At 64.8% G+C, this 15756-nt stretch carries 15 protein-coding genes and 2 tRNA genes; 8 read left to right on the forward strand and 9 right to left on the reverse strand.

The features are described from left to right. Nucleotides 1–176: 176 nt before the first annotated feature. A complete protein-coding gene (locus tag B3T59_RS18645; protein ID WP_049698379.1) occupies nucleotides 177–422 on the forward strand; it encodes an Lrp/AsnC ligand binding domain-containing protein in 246 nt (81 codons plus the stop codon). A 46-nt stretch (nucleotides 423–468) separates the two neighbouring features. Further along, nucleotides 469–1176, forward strand: a complete 708-nt coding sequence (locus B3T59_RS18650) for a DUF3515 domain-containing protein (RefSeq protein ID WP_005205187.1) — start codon at nucleotides 469–471, stop codon at nucleotides 1174–1176. A gap of 37 nt (nucleotides 1177–1213) precedes the next feature. Here B3T59_RS18650 and B3T59_RS18655 read toward each other — a convergent pair whose 3' ends face one another. Beyond that, the gene (locus B3T59_RS18655) at nucleotides 1214–2227 is read right to left on the reverse strand and encodes an NAD(P)H-dependent glycerol-3-phosphate dehydrogenase (protein ID WP_039855255.1); all 1014 of its coding nucleotides are present in this window, start codon (nucleotides 2225–2227) and stop codon (nucleotides 1214–1216) included. Between the two features lie 137 nt (nucleotides 2228–2364). On the opposite strand from B3T59_RS18655, the gene cofC reads away from it, so the two are divergent. The 3 genes from cofC to B3T59_RS18670 are packed head-to-tail and all read left to right on the forward strand — an operon-like array spanning nucleotide 2365 to nucleotide 6403. Next, nucleotides 2365–3237, forward strand: coding sequence for a 2-phospho-L-lactate guanylyltransferase (gene cofC / locus B3T59_RS18660; RefSeq protein WP_287004722.1), 873 nt, complete (start codon nucleotides 2365–2367; stop codon nucleotides 3235–3237). A 7-nt stretch (nucleotides 3238–3244) separates the two neighbouring features. Beyond that, on the forward strand, nucleotides 3245–5443 hold the full coding sequence (locus B3T59_RS18665) for an RNA degradosome polyphosphate kinase (protein ID WP_005205192.1): 2199 nt from the start codon (nucleotides 3245–3247) through the stop codon (nucleotides 5441–5443). A 45-nt stretch (nucleotides 5444–5488) separates the two neighbouring features. Further along, entirely contained in the window at nucleotides 5489–6403 is a 915-nt protein-coding gene (locus B3T59_RS18670) for an NUDIX hydrolase (RefSeq protein WP_005205193.1), read from the forward strand. 183 nt (nucleotides 6404–6586) lie between these two features. Here B3T59_RS18670 and B3T59_RS18675 read toward each other — a convergent pair whose 3' ends face one another. From B3T59_RS18675 to leuC, 3 genes are all read right to left on the reverse strand, one after another. Next, nucleotides 6587–7234, reverse strand: coding sequence for an HU family DNA-binding protein (locus tag B3T59_RS18675; RefSeq protein ID WP_005205195.1), 648 nt, complete (start codon nucleotides 7232–7234; stop codon nucleotides 6587–6589). Between the two features lie 176 nt (nucleotides 7235–7410). Further along, entirely contained in the window at nucleotides 7411–8004 is a 594-nt protein-coding gene (gene leuD / locus B3T59_RS18680; RefSeq protein ID WP_064863041.1) for a 3-isopropylmalate dehydratase small subunit, read from the reverse strand. 70 nt (nucleotides 8005–8074) lie between these two features. Beyond that, complete coding sequence (gene leuC, locus B3T59_RS18685) at nucleotides 8075–9502, reverse strand: 3-isopropylmalate dehydratase large subunit (RefSeq protein WP_005205199.1); 1428 nt, start codon at nucleotides 9500–9502, stop codon at nucleotides 8075–8077. Between the two features lie 114 nt (nucleotides 9503–9616). Here leuC and B3T59_RS18690 point away from each other — a divergent pair, with 114 nt between their 5' ends. Both B3T59_RS18690 and B3T59_RS18695 read left to right on the forward strand, forming a co-directional pair. Continuing rightward, nucleotides 9617–10354: an IclR family transcriptional regulator gene (locus B3T59_RS18690; RefSeq protein WP_005205200.1), complete on the forward strand. Its 738-nt coding sequence runs from the start codon at nucleotides 9617–9619 to the stop codon at nucleotides 10352–10354. An 18-nt stretch (nucleotides 10355–10372) separates the two neighbouring features. Then, nucleotides 10373–10888: a pyridoxamine 5'-phosphate oxidase family protein gene (locus tag B3T59_RS18695; RefSeq protein WP_005205202.1), complete on the forward strand. Its 516-nt coding sequence runs from the start codon at nucleotides 10373–10375 to the stop codon at nucleotides 10886–10888. Between the two features lie 65 nt (nucleotides 10889–10953). On the opposite strand, the gene B3T59_RS18700 is transcribed toward B3T59_RS18695, so the two are convergent. The 5 genes from B3T59_RS18700 to B3T59_RS18720 all read right to left on the reverse strand — a co-directional run bounded on the left by B3T59_RS18700 (nucleotide 10954) and on the right by B3T59_RS18720 (nucleotide 14365). Continuing rightward, nucleotides 10954–11026, reverse strand: a tRNA-Glu gene (locus B3T59_RS18700). Nucleotides 11027–11091: 65 nt separating this feature from the next. Then, nucleotides 11092–11163, reverse strand: a tRNA-Gln gene (locus tag B3T59_RS18705). A gap of 85 nt (nucleotides 11164–11248) precedes the next feature. Beyond that, on the reverse strand, nucleotides 11249–12727 hold the full coding sequence (gene gltX / locus B3T59_RS18710; RefSeq protein WP_064864575.1) for a glutamate--tRNA ligase: 1479 nt from the start codon (nucleotides 12725–12727) through the stop codon (nucleotides 11249–11251). Nucleotides 12728–12770: 43 nt separating this feature from the next. Beyond that, a complete protein-coding gene (locus B3T59_RS18715) occupies nucleotides 12771–13595 on the reverse strand; it encodes an alpha/beta fold hydrolase (RefSeq protein WP_005205204.1) in 825 nt (274 codons plus the stop codon). After that, entirely contained in the window at nucleotides 13592–14365 is a 774-nt protein-coding gene (locus B3T59_RS18720) for a fumarylacetoacetate hydrolase family protein (protein ID WP_039855258.1), read from the reverse strand. Before B3T59_RS18720 ends, B3T59_RS18715 begins: the two co-directional genes overlap by 4 nt. A 170-nt stretch (nucleotides 14366–14535) precedes the next feature. Between B3T59_RS18720 and B3T59_RS18725 the strand changes: the two genes are divergently transcribed. Further along, the gene (locus tag B3T59_RS18725) at nucleotides 14536–15753 is read left to right on the forward strand and encodes an MFS transporter (protein ID WP_005205212.1); all 1218 of its coding nucleotides are present in this window, start codon (nucleotides 14536–14538) and stop codon (nucleotides 15751–15753) included. The last annotated feature ends 3 nt before the right edge of the window (nucleotides 15754–15756 follow it).

Here is a 15756-nt window from a genome sequence, read left to right on the forward strand (position 1 = left end):
TTCGCGCTCTCGCGGCGTTGTGGTGACAATATCCCCACAGTGTAGTGACTTCGTGTGGCGCTTCGACGCGCGAAGTGGTTTCCGGGAGACCGGAGCCAGATGCCTTCGGCGGCTTGCCGCGGGCGTCGACTCGCCGCTCCCCAGCCCGGGGCCGACGGCACAGTGGATACGAGAGGATGGCCGTGGTTCAGGCATACATACTGATCCAGACGGAGGTCGGACGAGCCGCATTGGCGGCTGCGACGATCGCAGAGATCTCCGGAGTTGCCTCCTCCGAGGAGGTCAGTGGGCCCTACGACGTGATCGTGCGGGTCGAGGCCACCGATGCGGGCCACCTGACCAACGACGTCGTACCTCAGATCCAGAAGGTCGACGGCATCACACGCACCCTGACATGCCCGGTGGTGAACGCAGCGCACTGACCGGCACGCCACAGGAGCTGCGCGGCGATGTCCTAGGGTTGTCGTCGTGACCCCACCCGGACCGGACGAACCCGACAACAACGCCGACCGCGCGGAAGAGACCGACGCCGAACGTGTCAGCGCGGCCGAAGGCGTCGAAAAGTCCGGCTCCGCCGACAGCGTCGAAAAGTCCGGCTCCGCCGAAAGCGTCGAAAAGTCCGGCTCCGCCGAAAGCGTCGAGGACACGACGCACGCGCGCTACGGCGACTCAGGACCGCGGCTGAGTCCGGCGCTGATCGCCACACTGGTGACGATTCCGGTGATGGTGATCGTGGGCTTCATCGTGTTCGCGGCGCTTCGTCCGGGCAACTCGGACTCGACGCCCGTCGACTCGTACGCCGCGGAGTCGTCGACTCCCGCCGAATGCCCGAAGTTCCTCGCCGCGCTGCCGCAGACCTTCGAGGGATACGGCAACAAGACGATCTCGGGAACACAGGCCAGTTGGCCTGCGAGCAAAGACGGCGATCCGGTGATCGTGCGGTGCGGCGTCTCGCGCCCGGCGGAGCTCTCCCCCACCAGCAACCTGCAGGTGGTCAACCCCGTGCAGTGGTTCATCACCGATTCCATCGAGGGTTCCGGGCAGGCGTTCATCTGCGTCGATCACCGCCCGTACGTTGCGCTGTGGGTTCCGGTGAACGCGGGCAACGGACCGATCACCGACGTCTCGGCCGCCATCGAACGGACACTCCCCCGAGGACCACTCGACTTCGGCTGAGCGGCAACCGCTTTCGTACCGTCCGGCCGCGGGTAGATCACGCGTCGCCGGCTCGGAACTCCGGTTTGGTCTTGCGACCCAGCAATGAGCTGACCGCGTCGGCGACGGGCAGGCCGTCGTGGCAGACACTGTTCACAGCTTCGGTGAGCGGCATGGAGACCTGGTATTTCTCGGCGAGTGCCGTGACGGACGTGCACGATTTCACGCCCTCGGCGACCTGACCCGACGCTGCGGCCTGCGCCTCTTCCATCGTCGCACCCTGCCCGAGATGGGCACCGAAGGTGCGGTTGCGCGACAGCGGCGACGAGCAGGTGGCGACGAGGTCGCCGATACCCGCGAGACCGGCGAGGGTCTCGATCTGCCCACCGACTGCGCTCGAGAGTCTGATGGTCTCCGCGAGGCCACGAGTGATGATCGTCGCGAGGGTGTTCTGCCCGAATCCGACGCCGCTGGCCATACCGCACGCCAGCGCGATCACGTTCTTGACCGCACCGCCGATCTCACAGCCGATGACGTCGGTGTTGGTGTACGGCCGGAAGTACCCGGTGTTGAACATCTGCTGTAGCTGTTCGGCACGCGCGAGGTCGGAGCACGCGATCACCGTTGCGGCGGGCTGGCCCTCGGCGACCTCACGCGCGAGATTCGGCCCGGTGAGCACCGCGATCTGCTCGGCGGGAACCTCTGCGACCTCGGCGATCACCTCGCTCATACGCATCAGCGTCGACGTCTCGATGCCCTTGGCCAGCGAGACCAGCGTCGCGTCGTCGCTCAGGTGCGGGCGCCAGTTGGCGAGGTTGTCGCGCAGCGACTGCGCCGGGACAGCACACACCACGAGATCGGCGTCGGTCAGCGCCTCGGCGATGTCGCTCGACGCCGTGAGATTCGCGGGAAGGGTGATTCCCGCCAGGTAGTCGGCATTGGTATGCGACTCGTTGATCCGATCGGCGAGTTCTTCTCGCCGACACCACAGGGTGGTGTCGGTCCCCGCGTCGCTGAGTACCTTCGCCGTCGCCGTGCCCCATGACCCGGCACCCATCACAACCGCCCGCACAACTCTCCTCATTCGCCCGACATCGCTTCGGTCAAGGGTAGACCGCCGACGATGCCCGTCCGATCGATTCGAGAACCTGCGACGCCGATCACCCCTCGCGTCCACACGTCCTCTCGTGCATGGGTCATCATGTCTACATGACCCTCTCCTGTGTACGCGGTCATCCGAACGAGCGACGACGCATGCCCGCCGACGCTCCGGTACCCGCCGATCGCGGGCAGCACTGCGGCGACTCCGGCGACGAGTGCGCGCTCGGCACCGTGGTCGCGGTCCTCGCGGTCAAACGACTCGGCGACGCCAAATCGCGTCTGGTCTCCACCATGAGCGACGCCGCAGGGGTTGAGACTCCCGAGACGTCCCTGATCGAGCTCTCCCCCGCACAGCGCGAGCGCCTGCGGGCCGATCCGGGCGCCTTCGTGCTCGCCATGCTCGCGGACACCATCGGCACCCTGCACGAAGCAGGAATTCGCGACGTCGTCGTCGTGACCCCGGATGACCGGGTCCGCGAGCTGGCCCAGCAACTCTCGGCACACGTCGTCGACGAGCCCGGCGACGTCGCAGGTGACTTGAACGCGGCCTACGCGCTCGGCGCCGCGGAGGCTCGAACCATGTGGCCTTCGCATCGATGGGTCGTGATCGTCCAGGCCGACCTTCCCGCGGCGCAGCCGTCGAGTCTGCGCGAGATCGTCGACGCCGCAGTCGAGCGCGGCGCGTCGATGGTGACCGACCGTGCAGGCACGGGCACATCTCTTCTGCTGCGGCCGATGACGACGCAGGATTTGCCGCGTTTCGGACCGGATTCGGCTGCGGCACACCGCGCCGCGGGCGTTGTCGAACTCGACCCAGAGCATCTCCTCTGGCCCGACGCACGCACCGACGTCGACACCGTCGGTGATCTCGTCGCCGCACTGCGACTCGGCGTCGGCGAGCACACACTCGCGGTACTCGGAAACGCCGAGATCCCCGACGCGACGGCCAGCGGTGTCGGCGATCAGTCCGATGCGTCATGATTGAACGGTGAGCACAGCTGACGACACCACGACGACTCCGGTCACCACACAACCGATCAGTGCGATTCCTGGTGCGCCGCCCGCGGCAACTCTCGAACCGGGCGAGTCAGCCGATCTTCCCGAGGACAGATACCTCAATCGCGAGCTGAGTTGGCTCGACTTCAATTCGCGTGTTCTCGCACTCGCCGAGGACACGTCGATCCCGCTGCTCGAACGCGCGAAGTTCCTCGCGATCTTCGCGTCGAATCTCGACGAGTTCTTCATGGTCCGCGTCGCGGGTCTCAAGCGCCGTGACGAAACCGGCCTGTCGGTGCGTTCAGCCGACGGACTCTCCCCGCGCGAACAGTTGCTGCGGATCGCCGGACGCACCCAGACCCTCGCCGACCGGCACGCCAGAGTGTTCCTCGACTCGGTGCGTCCTGCGTTGGCGGACAACGACATCTACGTCGTCGGCTGGTCGGATCTGACCGAGGCCCAGCAGGCTCGGATGGTCGAGTACTTCCACGATGACGTGTTCCCGGTGCTGACGCCCCTCGCCGTCGATCCCGCACACCCCTTCCCCTACATCAGCGGACTGAGCCTCAACCTCGCTGTCACGGTGCGCGACGCCGGCGAGGGCGGCGAGCACTTCGCGCGAGTCAAGGTGCCCGACAACGTCAATCGGTTCGTCCGTGTCGATCGACTGATGCCGCCGAGTGCAGAAGCCGACGGCAAGGGACATCGCACCGCGATCTTCCTGCCGATGGAAAATCTGATCGCCGCCAATCTCGGACATCTGTTCCCTGGCATGGAGATCGTGGAGCACCACGCGTTCCGCATCACGCGCAACGCAGACTTCGAGGTCGAAGAGGATCGCGACGAAGACCTGCTTCAGGCGCTCGAACGTGAACTCGCACGACGCCGGTTCGGTTCGCCGGTCCGACTCGAGGTCGCCGACGACATGACCGAGCACATGCTCGAACTGCTCCTGCGTGAACTCGACGTCAACCCCGCCGACGTCATCCAAGTTCCGGGGCTGCTCGATCTGGCGTCGCTGTTCGAGATCGGTTCACTCGACCGGCCACAGCTCAAGGACCCCCCGTTCGTACCGTCGACACATCCCGCGTTTGGCGAGCGGGAGACGCCCAAGAGTGTCTTCTCCACGTTGCGCGAAGGCGATGTCCTCGTACACCACCCCTACGATTCGTTCTCGACGAGCGTGCAGCGATTCATCGAGCAGGCTGCAGCCGACCCGCAGGTTCTCGCGATCAAGCAGACGTTGTATCGCACCTCGGGTGATTCGCCGATTGTCAACGCGCTCATCGACGCTGCCGAGGCAGGCAAGCAGGTCGTGGCTCTCGTCGAGATCAAGGCGCGCTTCGACGAACAGGCCAACATCAAGTGGGCGCGCCAGCTCGAGCAGGCAGGCGTGCACGTTGTCTACGGCCTTGTCGGACTCAAAACCCACTGCAAGACATGCCTTGTGGTGCGTCGTGAGGGATCGTCGATCCGACGCTACTGCCACATCGGCACCGGCAATTACAACCCGAAGACCGCTCGGCTCTACGAGGACGTCGGATTGTTCACTGCCGCACCGGACATCGGCGCCGACCTGACCGACCTGTTCAACACACTGACCGGTTACTCCCGTAAACGCGAGTACCGCAACATCCTGGTCGCTCCCACCGGGATTCGTTCCGGCATCGTCGAGCGCATCAACCGTGAGATCGAACTCAAGCACGAAGGCGATCCCCGCGCCCGAGTTCGGTTGAAGGCCAACGCTCTCGTCGACGAGCAGGTGATCGATGCCCTGTACCGCGCATCGCAGAACGGCGTTCCGGTCGAAATCGTCGTGCGTGGAATCTGCGCATTGCGTCCCGGGATGCCGGGCGTCAGCGACAACATTCACGTGCGCTCGATCCTCGGCCAATTCCTCGAACACTCACGCATCTTCCATTTCGGGGCGCAGGATGAGTACTGGATCGGCAGCGCCGACATGATGCACCGCAACCTCGATCGACGTATCGAGGTGATGGTGCAGGTGCGCGATGACCGGCTGACCGCCGAACTCGGCGACATCTTCGACTCGGCGCTCGACCCCCGAACACGATGCTGGGTCCTGCAATCGGACGGAAGCTGGATGGCCTCACCCGCCGCGGGCGAAGAGGTACGCGACCATCAACGACAGATGATGCGGCGCACCCGCCGTCGCGACGCAGGCATGTGACAAGCCCACCCTTTTCGTAACCTTCGGCCACTAGCATCACAGGCAATGTCTAAGACACACAAGACGATCTGGGCTGCGGGCGGCGTGCTGTGGCGTCCGCGGGAGAACAACGGTGTCGAGATCGGTGTGATCCATCGACCTCGCTACGACGACTGGACCCTACCCAAAGGGAAGATCGAAGCCGACGAGACACTCGTGATGACCGCGGTGCGCGAGATCGGCGAGGAGACCGGTTACCGCGTACGCATCGGCAGGTATCTCCGCGACGTCGGCTACGACATCTCGAGCGGCCGAAAGCGCGTGCGGTATTGGTCGGCTCGAGCTGTCGGCGGAGAATTCGTCGAGAACCACGAAGTCGACGAGATGGAGTGGCTCGGCATCGACGCGGCAGAGCGGCTTCTGAGCTACTCGCAGGATCGCCGCGTACTACGCGAATTCCTAAGGCTCCCAGTCGATCTCGATACTCTGCTGCTGGTTCGCCATGCCAAGGCAGGCAGTCGTTCCCGCTACCACGGCGACGACCGGCTGCGTCCGCTCGACCCCGAGGGACGCACACAGGCCGACGCGCTGTCGGTACTGCTCCCCGCGTTCGGTACCAACGAGATACACAGCGCCGACCGGACCAGGTGCGAGCAAACCGTTGCGCCGACCGCTCGTGCGCTGGGGGTGCCGATCATCACGGAATCGACGCTGTCGGAAGAGGCCTACCGCGACGACCCCGTTGCCGCGCAACGACGCATCGTCGACCTCGCGACCGATTCTGGTTCCGTCGTGCGCGCAGTATGCAGTCAGGGCAAGGTGATTCCGCCGCTCATGGAGTGGTGGGGCAAGCAGGACGGCGTCTCGTTGCCTGCCTCGCGTAACCGCAAGGCGAGCGTGTGGGTGGTGTCGACGCATCAGGGCAAGCTCGTCGCCGCCGACCACATCGACAGCCCGTTCCCCGGCCACGACGTCGAGTGACCCGCCGGAGCGGTTGACCGGGCCCAGGGGTTGATCGGGCCCCGGGGTTGGTCGGGCCCGGGGTTTGGTCGGGCCCAGGGCGATTGGCTACAGGGGCTGAATCGGGTCCGAACGCACCTCACCCCCGACGGGGGAAGGCCATCGGGGGTGAGTTGAGAATGTGAACTTGTCGCTGCGAGACTTTCAGCGACGGGTCGTCTTCTTGGCGGCTGTCTTCTTGGCCGTCGTCTTCTTTGCCGGCGTGGTCTTCTTGGCCGCGGTGGTGGTCTTCTTTGCCGGCGTGGTCTTCTTCGCCGCGGTGGTGGTCTTCTTTGCCGGCGTGGTCTTCTTCGCCGCGGTGGTGGTCTTCTTTGCCGGCGTCGTCTTCTTCGCCGCAGTCGTCGTCTTCTTCGCGGCGGTGGTCTTCTTCGCCGCAGTCGTCGTCTTCTTCGCGGCGGTGGTCTTCTTCGCCGCGGTACCTGTCGACTTCTTTGCCGCAGTGGTCTTCTTGGCCGCGGTACCCGTGGTGGCGCCGCTGCCACGCTTCACGGCCGGACCCGACGAGGCGAGCTTCTGCTTGCCGGACACGACAGCCTTGAACTGAGCACCCGGACGGAACGCGGGCACCGACGTCGCGCGAACCTTGACAGTCTCGCCTGTGCGCGGGTTGCGCGCGACGCGTGGTGCGCGACGACGCTTCTCGAAGACACCGAAGCCGGTGATGGTGACGCTCTCACCCTTATTGACTGCGCGCACGATCGAGTCGACCAACTGCTCGACTGCCTCGGTCGCGGTCTTTCGATCCGTGTCGAGTTTTACTGTCAGCTCATCGATGAGCTCTGCCTTGTTCATTGGATACCTCCGCAAGCCGATCTGGCCCTCTTATCAGGCCAGCTACCACCACACGGTAAACGTCGACGCCGAAAACTTCCATCTTCCACGCCAATTAGCGCGACGTGTCACCAATTCGTCACGCTTTCGGGCACTTCCGTCGTCGTATCGCGGAAAGGCTTGCCTAGAGCCGTAAATCAGAGCGGCAATGTTGTCGGCTTCCATGACGGGCGACGCTGCTCGTACTCAGAAATCGCGTCTACCTGCCGTAATGTCAGCCCGATGTCGTCGAGTCCCTCCATCAGACGCCACCGCGTGTAGTCATCAATTGTCAACGGCACCACGAGGTCTCCCGCGGTTACGGTCCTATCTTCGAGGCTCACAGTCAGTTCGAGGCCCGGCTGCTCTTCGAGACGCTTCCAGAGCAGTTCGACGTCGGATTGCTCGACCTGTGCGGCGACGAGACCGGCCTTTCCGGCGTTGCCGCGGAAGATGTCTGCGAACCTCGACGAGATGACAACGCGAAAACCGAAGTCCGACAGTGCCCAGACCGCATGCTCGCGCGACGACCCGGTGCCGAAGTCGGGACCCGCGACCAGAACCGAACCGCGATTCCAGGGTTCGACGTTGAGGATGAAGTCGGGGTCGGTGCGCCACCCGGCGAACAGTCCGTCCTCAAAACCGGTGCGGGTCACACGCTTCAGGTAGACGGCGGGGATGATCTGGTCGGTGTCGACGTTGCTTCGACGCAGCGGAACGCCGATGCCTGTGTGAGTGATGAATGGTTCCATGATGTGTGCCTCTTGCGATCTGGGAGTTGGCTTCGGAGATGGCGGACTCAGACGGCGCGTTGCGCGCCTGTCACAGATCCGCGGGCGACGACAGTGTGCCTCGCACAGCCGTTGCCGCGGCGACGGCGGGTGACACGAGATGCGTACGGCCGCCCTTGCCTTGTCGCCCTTCGAAGTTGCGGTTCGACGTCGACGCGCAGCGCTCGCCGGGCGCGAGCTGGTCTGGGTTCATTCCAAGACACATCGAGCAACCGGCCTGACGCCACTCCGCGCCTGCGGCGGTGAAGATCTCACCGAGACCCTCCTCGTCGGCCTGCGCACGCACCCGCATCGAACCCGGGACCACAAGCATCCGAACACCTTCGGCGACCGTCCGGCCGTCGAGGATCTCGGCGACGGCACGCAGATCCTCGATCCGACCATTCGTGCACGAGCCGACGAAGACGGTGTCGACACTGATCTCACGCAACGGGGTTCCGGGGGTGAGGTCCATGTACTCAAGGGCTTTCGACGCCGCGCCCGCCGCATTCTCGTCGCCGAAGTCGGCCGGATCCGGCACCGACGCCGAGAGTGGCGCTCCCTGGCCGGGATTGGTGCCCCACGTGACGAAGGGACTCAACGACGCGCCGTCGATATGCACTTCTTCGTCGAATTCGGCGTCGTCATCGGTGCGCAACGACTTCCAATACTCGACGGCCGCATCCCAATCCGCTCCCTTCGGAGCATTGGGGCGGCCCTTGAGGAATTCGAAGGTGATCTCGTCGGGAGCGATCATGCCCGCACGCGCGCCCGCCTCGATCGACATGTTGCAGATGGTCATCCGCGCTTCCATCGAGAGTTTTTCGATGGCGCTACCGCGATACTCGAGCACGTAGCCCTGTCCGCCGCCCGTACCGATTTTGGCGATGACGGCCAGGATCAGATCCTTACTCGTGACACCGGGCGCCAATTCGCCGTCGACCGTGATGGCCATCGTCCTAAACGGTCGCAACGACAGCGTCTGCGTCGCGAGCACGTGCTCGACCTCCGATGTCCCGATTCCCATGGCGAGCGCACCGAAGGCGCCGTGGGTCGACGTGTGACTGTCGCCGCAGACAACCGTCATTCCCGGCTGGGTCAGTCCCAGCTGAGGTCCGACGACGTGAACGATGCCCTGTTCCTTGTCGCCCATGGGGTGCAGGCGAATACCGAACTCTTCACAGTTGCTTCGCAGCGTGTCGACCTGGGTCCGTGACACCGGGTCGGCGATGGGCAGGTTGGTGTCGACCGTCGGCACATTGTGATCCTCGGTCGCGATCGTCAGATCCGGTCGGTGCACGGGCCTGCCTGCGAGCCGCAGACCCTCGAATGCCTGCGGGCTGGTGACCTCGTGAACGAGGTGGAGATCAATGAAGATCAGATCGGGGTCGTTCCCGCCGTTCGCGTCTCCGCGTACGACGACGTGGTCGTCCCACACCTTCTCGGCGAGAGTACGAGGCTTACTTGCGCTGTTCGTCATCACTGCACTCATTCTGGCTGTAGCACTTGTGGTTTGGGGTGGGGTGCGGCGGGAGTCGGCGGGCTGTGCCGCCTCTCGCGTGCATCTCACGATGTGGACCGCTAGTATCGTCCTATGGGAAAGGATAGCGCACCGGAACCGCAGAGCGGAATCGGTGTACTCGACAAGTCCGTGATCGTATTACGGGCCGTCGCGCATGCCCCGGCCAACCTCACGGAGCTCTGCGAGCGCACCAGCCTGCCGCGGGCAACGGCCCATCGGTTGGCCGTCGGATTGGAGACACATCGCCTGCTTGCACGCAACGCCGCCGGACGGTGGTACCCGGGGCCCGCCCTGAGCGAGTTGGCGTCGAGCGCGCACGATCCCATCCAGGAGGCCGCACTCATGGTGCTCCCCCGACTGCGTGAGATCACCGGCGAATCCGTTCAGGTCTATCGCCGAGAAGGCTCCGAACGCGTCTGCATCGCGGCCATGGAACCGCCAACCGGACTGCGCGACACCGTACCCGTGGGCACCCGCTTCCCGATGAGCGCGGGCTCGGCGGCCAAGGTCCTGCTCGCCTGGGCCGAACCGTCGACCCAGCGGGCGCTTCTACACGACAGCGTCTTCAGCGAACGCGCACTCTACGAGATCCGCCGCCGCGGCTGGGCGCAGAGCGCCGGTGAGCGAGCCGCGGGTGTCGCCAGTGTCTCGGCACCGCTGCGCGACGCCAACGGCGATGTGGTTGCGGCAATCTCGGTCTCCGGGCCGATCGATCGTATGGGCCGACGCCCCGGCGCTCGGTGGGCTGCCGATCTACTCGCCGCCGCCGAGGCCATCCAGAAACGGTTAGTGCCAACCGCGCGAGGCTGATTCGGTTAGCGTCTGGGCATGGGAACAAACCAACGTCAACAGATCGTCATGTCCGACGCCGAGATCACCGACTTCGTCGAACGCAGTCGCACAGCAACTCTCGCGACCCACGGCGCCGACGGCGGTATCCATCTCGTCGCCATGTGGTACGGCGTCATCGACGGCGAGATCTGGTTCGAGACAAAGGCCAAGTCGCAGAAGGCGGTCAATCTCGGCCGCGACGCGCGATGCTCGGTCCTCATCGAGGACGGCGACACCTACGACACTCTGCGCGGCGTCGCCTTTGAAGGACATGCGGAAATCCACGACGATCCCGACCATTGCCATCGCATCGGTGTGAGTGTCTGGGAACGCTACACGGGCCCCTACACCGACGAGATGAAGCCCTTCGTCGACCAGATGATGCACAAGCGCGTGGCCGTGCGGCTCGTCCCGGCGCGCGTTCGGTCCTGGGATCACCGCAAGCTCGGCCTCGACCCGATGCCGGTCGCCGGGTCGACGGCCGTCGTCGACTCATCGGGGTTACAGGCCTGACCCGCTTTCGAAGGCGCGGCAACAAAAAAACGCACCTCTCCGAAAGGAGAAGTGCGTTTTTCTTGTAGCCCCGACGGGATTCGAACCCGCGCTACCGCCTTGAGAGGGCGGCGTCCTAGGCCGCTAGACGACGGGGCCAAGAAACGACATCAGATGTCTCGATATTCAGTTATAAAAGCCAGGGTTTGGTGTCCCGGCTTTCGCTGGGGTACCAGGACTCGAACCTAGAATGGCGGTACCAGAAACCGCTGTGTTGCCAATTACACCATACCCCAAAGGTCTCGTTCTCCGTGAGGAAAACAACCTGCGATAGCCTAGCAGAGGCCGACCGGGTTACTACAAATCGCCTGGTCAGACCCGCTAATTGGCCACCTGGCCCGCTGCCGACCGGAGCCGTGCGAGGCTCTTGTCGCGTCCGAGCAACTCCATCGACTCGAACAGCGGCGGACTGATGTGCGATCCGGTGATCGCCACACGCACGGGCCCGAACGCCTTTCGTGGTTTCAGTTCGAGTCCGTCGACCAGCGCGCTCGTCAAGGCTTCCTGGATGGCGTCGGTGTTCCACTCGGCGAGTGAGGACAGCGTCGAGATCGCGGCGTCGAGGACCGGCCCGGCGTCGACGCCGAGGTTTTTCGCTGCCGACTTCTCGTCGATCGCGAACTCGTCATCGCTGACGTAGAGGAAGGAGATGAGCGGCCACGCCTCACCGAGAACCTGAATGCGGGTCTGCACCAGTTCGGCGATCGTGGTGAACTGCTCGTCGTCGATCGGGTCGGTGAGGAATCCCTGGGTGACCAGGTACGCCTTGAGCCTCGCCGCGAAGTCGTCGAGGTCGAGCATGCGGATGTGCTCCGCGTTGATCGCGTCGGCCTTCTTCTGATCGAAGCGTGCCGGGTTGGAGTTCACGTCGCGGACGTCGAACTTGTCGATCATCTGCTCGAGCGTGAACACGTCGGTCTCGTGGGAGTAGCCCCAACCGAGCAGCGCGAGGTAATTGAGCAGACCCTCCGGGAGGAATCCACGATCGCGATGGTGGAACAGATTCGACTGCGGGTCGCGCTTGGAGAGTTTCTTGTTGCCCTCCCCCATCACGAACGGCAGGTGCCCGAATTCCGGGACACGCTCGGCGACGCCGATCCGGATGAGCGCCTCGTACAGCGCGATCTGACGGGGCGTCGACGAGAAGAGGTCTTCACCGCGCAGCACGTGGGTGATTTTCATCATCGCGTCGTCGACGGGATTGACGAGTGTGTAGAGAGGGTCACCGTTGGCACGGGTGAGCGCGAAGTCGGGAACGGTGCCGGCCTTGATGGTCGTCGGCCCGCGTACGAGATCGTTCCAGGTGATGTCATGGTCGGGCATCGGAAGGCGGACAACGGCTTTGCGGCCCTCGGCGCGATAGGCCTCGCGCTGTTCGTCGGTCAGGTCGCGGTCGAAGTTGTCGTAACCGAGTTTGGGGTCACGCCCTGCCGCGCGGTGGCGGGCCTCGACCTCCTCGGGCGTCGAGAACGCCTCGTAGGCCTCACCCGCGTCGAGGAGTTGCTTCACGACGTCCTGGTGGATGCCGCGACGTTCCGACTGCCGATAGGGCGCATACGGGCCGCCGACCTCGGGGCCCTCGTCCCAGTCGAGCCCGAGCCAGCGCAGCGACTCGAGGATCGCGTCGTAGGATTCCTGGCTGTCGCGCGCGGCGTCGGTGTCTTCGATCCGGAAGACGAAGGTGCCCTTGTCATGACGGGCCTGGGCGAAGTTGAACAATGCGGTCCGCACCATTCCCACATGCGGTGTGCCCGTGGGCGACGGACAGAAACGGACACGGACTCCCTGCGCGCTGCTCATGGAGGTCAGCGTATCGAATGGGCACCGACCTCCGAGCGCGTGCTCAGTCGCGGTGGCGACCGAGGAAGTCGATCAGCAGTCGATTCACCTCGGCAGGCTGCTCGAGATATCCGAAGTGCCCGGCCTTGTCGACCTGCGCATACTCCGCGGTGGGGATCGCATCGGCCACTTCACGGGCGAGCTCGACAGGAAGTCGTCGATCGTCGCTGAATCCGACGACGAGCGACGGAACGGCGATGCGGCGGTACGCATCGAGTCGGTTGGGCTCGTTCGTGTGGATTCCGAGTTGCGCACGCATACCCGGCGTCATCTTCTGCTGCGAGAACATCATGACGTCGAGCCAGTCGCGGGTCGCGCGGTCGTCGGCGAGTGTGTGCGCGGAGAGGTTCTGCTCGGCAGTGATCGCCGCCTCATACTCCGGCGGCAACTCGACTCCGTTGTCGTACAGCGCGCGCTCGCCCACCGAGAAGGTCTCCTGCAGAACGGTGGTACGCCCGTAGGTCGCCATCATCACCGCGCCGCGGACGAGATCCGGTCGCGCGAGCGCCAACTCCTGCGTGATCCGTGCGCCGAGGGAGGTTCCGACGACGAATGCCGGTGCAATGCCGAGTGATTCGATCAGGCTCGCGGTGTCGGCGACCATGTCGTCGAGGGTGAACCCGTCGGCGCACTCCGACGACGGCGCGATCCCGCGGTTGTCGAATGTGACGACCTCGTACCCGGCTTTCACAAGCGCGGGAACCTGATTGGCCTTCCACACGCGCCCCGGGCTGCCGCTGCCCATCACCATCGCGACCGCGGGGCCCGCGCCCGTGCGCTCGTAGGCGAGCTCTATTCCGTTGACGCGTGCCACGCCCGATCCGCTCACGGTTTGTCGACCACCGGATTGCTCAAGGTGCCGATGCCCTCGACCGTAACCGAAACACGTTGCCCGGCAACCATCGGACCGATCCCCTCGGGCGTTCCGGTCAGGATCACGTCGCCCGGGAGCAGGGTCATCACGCGTGAAATCCATTCCACCAGCGCTCCGACGTCGTGGAGCATGAGCGACGTGCGACTGCGTTGACGCACCTCGCCGTCGAGTTCCGTCGTGATTGCGGCGTCGGACGGGTCGAATGTGGTCTCGATCCAGGGTCCGAGCGGGCAGAAGGTGTCGTAGCCCTTGGCGCGCGTCCACTGACCGTCGATCTTCTGCTGATCGCGAGCGGTCACGTCATTGGCGACCGTGTAGCCGAGGATCGCACCGGCGGCGTCGGCGGCCTTCACGTCCTTGCACGGACGTCCGATCACGATGGCGAGCTCGCCCTCGAAGTCGACACGTTCCGACGACGGCGGGCGCACGATGGGCACCTCGGGTCCGACGATGGAGGTGTTGGGTTTGAGGAAGATCACAGGACTCTCCGGCGCTTCCGAACCCATTTCGGCGGCGTGTGCCGCGTAGTTCTTCCCGACGCAGATCACCTTGGACGCGAGGATCGGCGCCAGCAATCGAACGTCGGCCAGCGGCCACGATCTACCCGTGAACGTCGGTGTACCAAAGGGATGTTCGGCGATTTCCTTGGCGATCGAAGAGCCGTCCGACTCTTCGATCGAGACGAAAGCCACACCATCAGGACTCGCAATTCGGCCAAGACGCATACCAAGAACACTAGCGCACCCACCGCGTCCACTCTGTGGGACGCGAAATTGAGCCCGCGTCGCGTCGGTCTTAGAATGTGAACATCCAATCTCATTATTTGAGAGTGGCCCGAGAGCGCGACGACGCCACCTGGTCCCCGCTGCCAGGACACACCCGAAGGAGGTCCGCGATGACGACAACGTCCACCATCAGCAACGCCAGGCGCTGGACCATGCTCGCGTGCTCGTTGGTCGCCGCGATGACGACTGCGGTTGTCGTCGGAGGGGTTGCGTACCTCATTCCCGCGCTACACACCCAGCAAGGCATGTCACTCGCCCAGGCCTCTGTACTGGCCACGATCCCGACGATCGGCCTCATGATCGCGATCGTCGGCTGGGGCACGCTTCTTGATCGCTACGGCGAGCGGACGATCCTGCTGATCTCGGTCTCCATCACCCTTGTCGGCACGTCCGCAGCCGCGATCACCGCTGCCGCCCATGCGTCGTACGTCGCGATCGCGGTCTGCCTATTTATCGCGGGAGTGGGTTCCGGCGCGGCCAACGGCGCCAGCGGCCGCATCGTCGTCGGATGGTTTCCGCCCGAATTGCGCGGCACCGCAATGGGAATCCGGCAGATGGCGCAGCCGCTGGGCATCGGCGTCTGCGCACTGACCATGCCCGTCATCGCCGCGCGCCACTCCGTCGCCGCCGCGCTGGCGGTGCCCGCCGTGGTGACCGCGATCGGCTTGGCTGCCGTGGTGTTCGGCGTGATCGATCCGCCCGCACCGTCGGCAACCGGCGCCACCGCCCCAGCGCAACGTCGAAACCCGTACCGCGAGAGCTGGTTTCTCGCACGAGTCCATGCAGTCAGCGTCTTGCTGGTGATCCCACAGCAGATGCTATGGACATTTGTACCGACCTGGCTGATCGTCGCGCGGCACTGGTCTCCGGCCGCAGCGGGCATTCTGGTGACGATCACCCAGGTGATCGGCGCGTTGGGCAGGATCGCGGCCGGTCGCTGGTCGGATGCCTGGTTGTCACGCATGCGTCCGATTCGGCTGATCGCCATCGGCGCCGCGGCGGCGATGGCGATGCTGGCCGTCACCGACTGGCTGCACACGCCGTTGGCGCCGGCGTTGATGATGATCGCCTCGATCATCACCGTTGCCGACAATGGTCTCGCATTCACCGCGATCGCCGAATACGCAGGGCCACAATGGAGTGGCCGCGGCCTCGCGATTCAGAACACCGCCCAGTACCTGGCAACGGCGGCAACCACGCCATTGTTCGGACTTCTGATCGGCGCTGCGGGATTTCCACTCGCCTTTCTCGTCAGCGCCGCCGCACCGGTCATAGCGACGCCACTCATTCCGAAAGACGCAGTCCCACAGGAGGAATTGGTCTCCTGAGGT

The organism is Gordonia sp. UBA7860, from assembly GCF_002500165.1.
GTDB classification, from domain to species: Bacteria; Actinomycetota; Actinomycetes; order Mycobacteriales; family Mycobacteriaceae; genus Gordonia; species Gordonia sputi.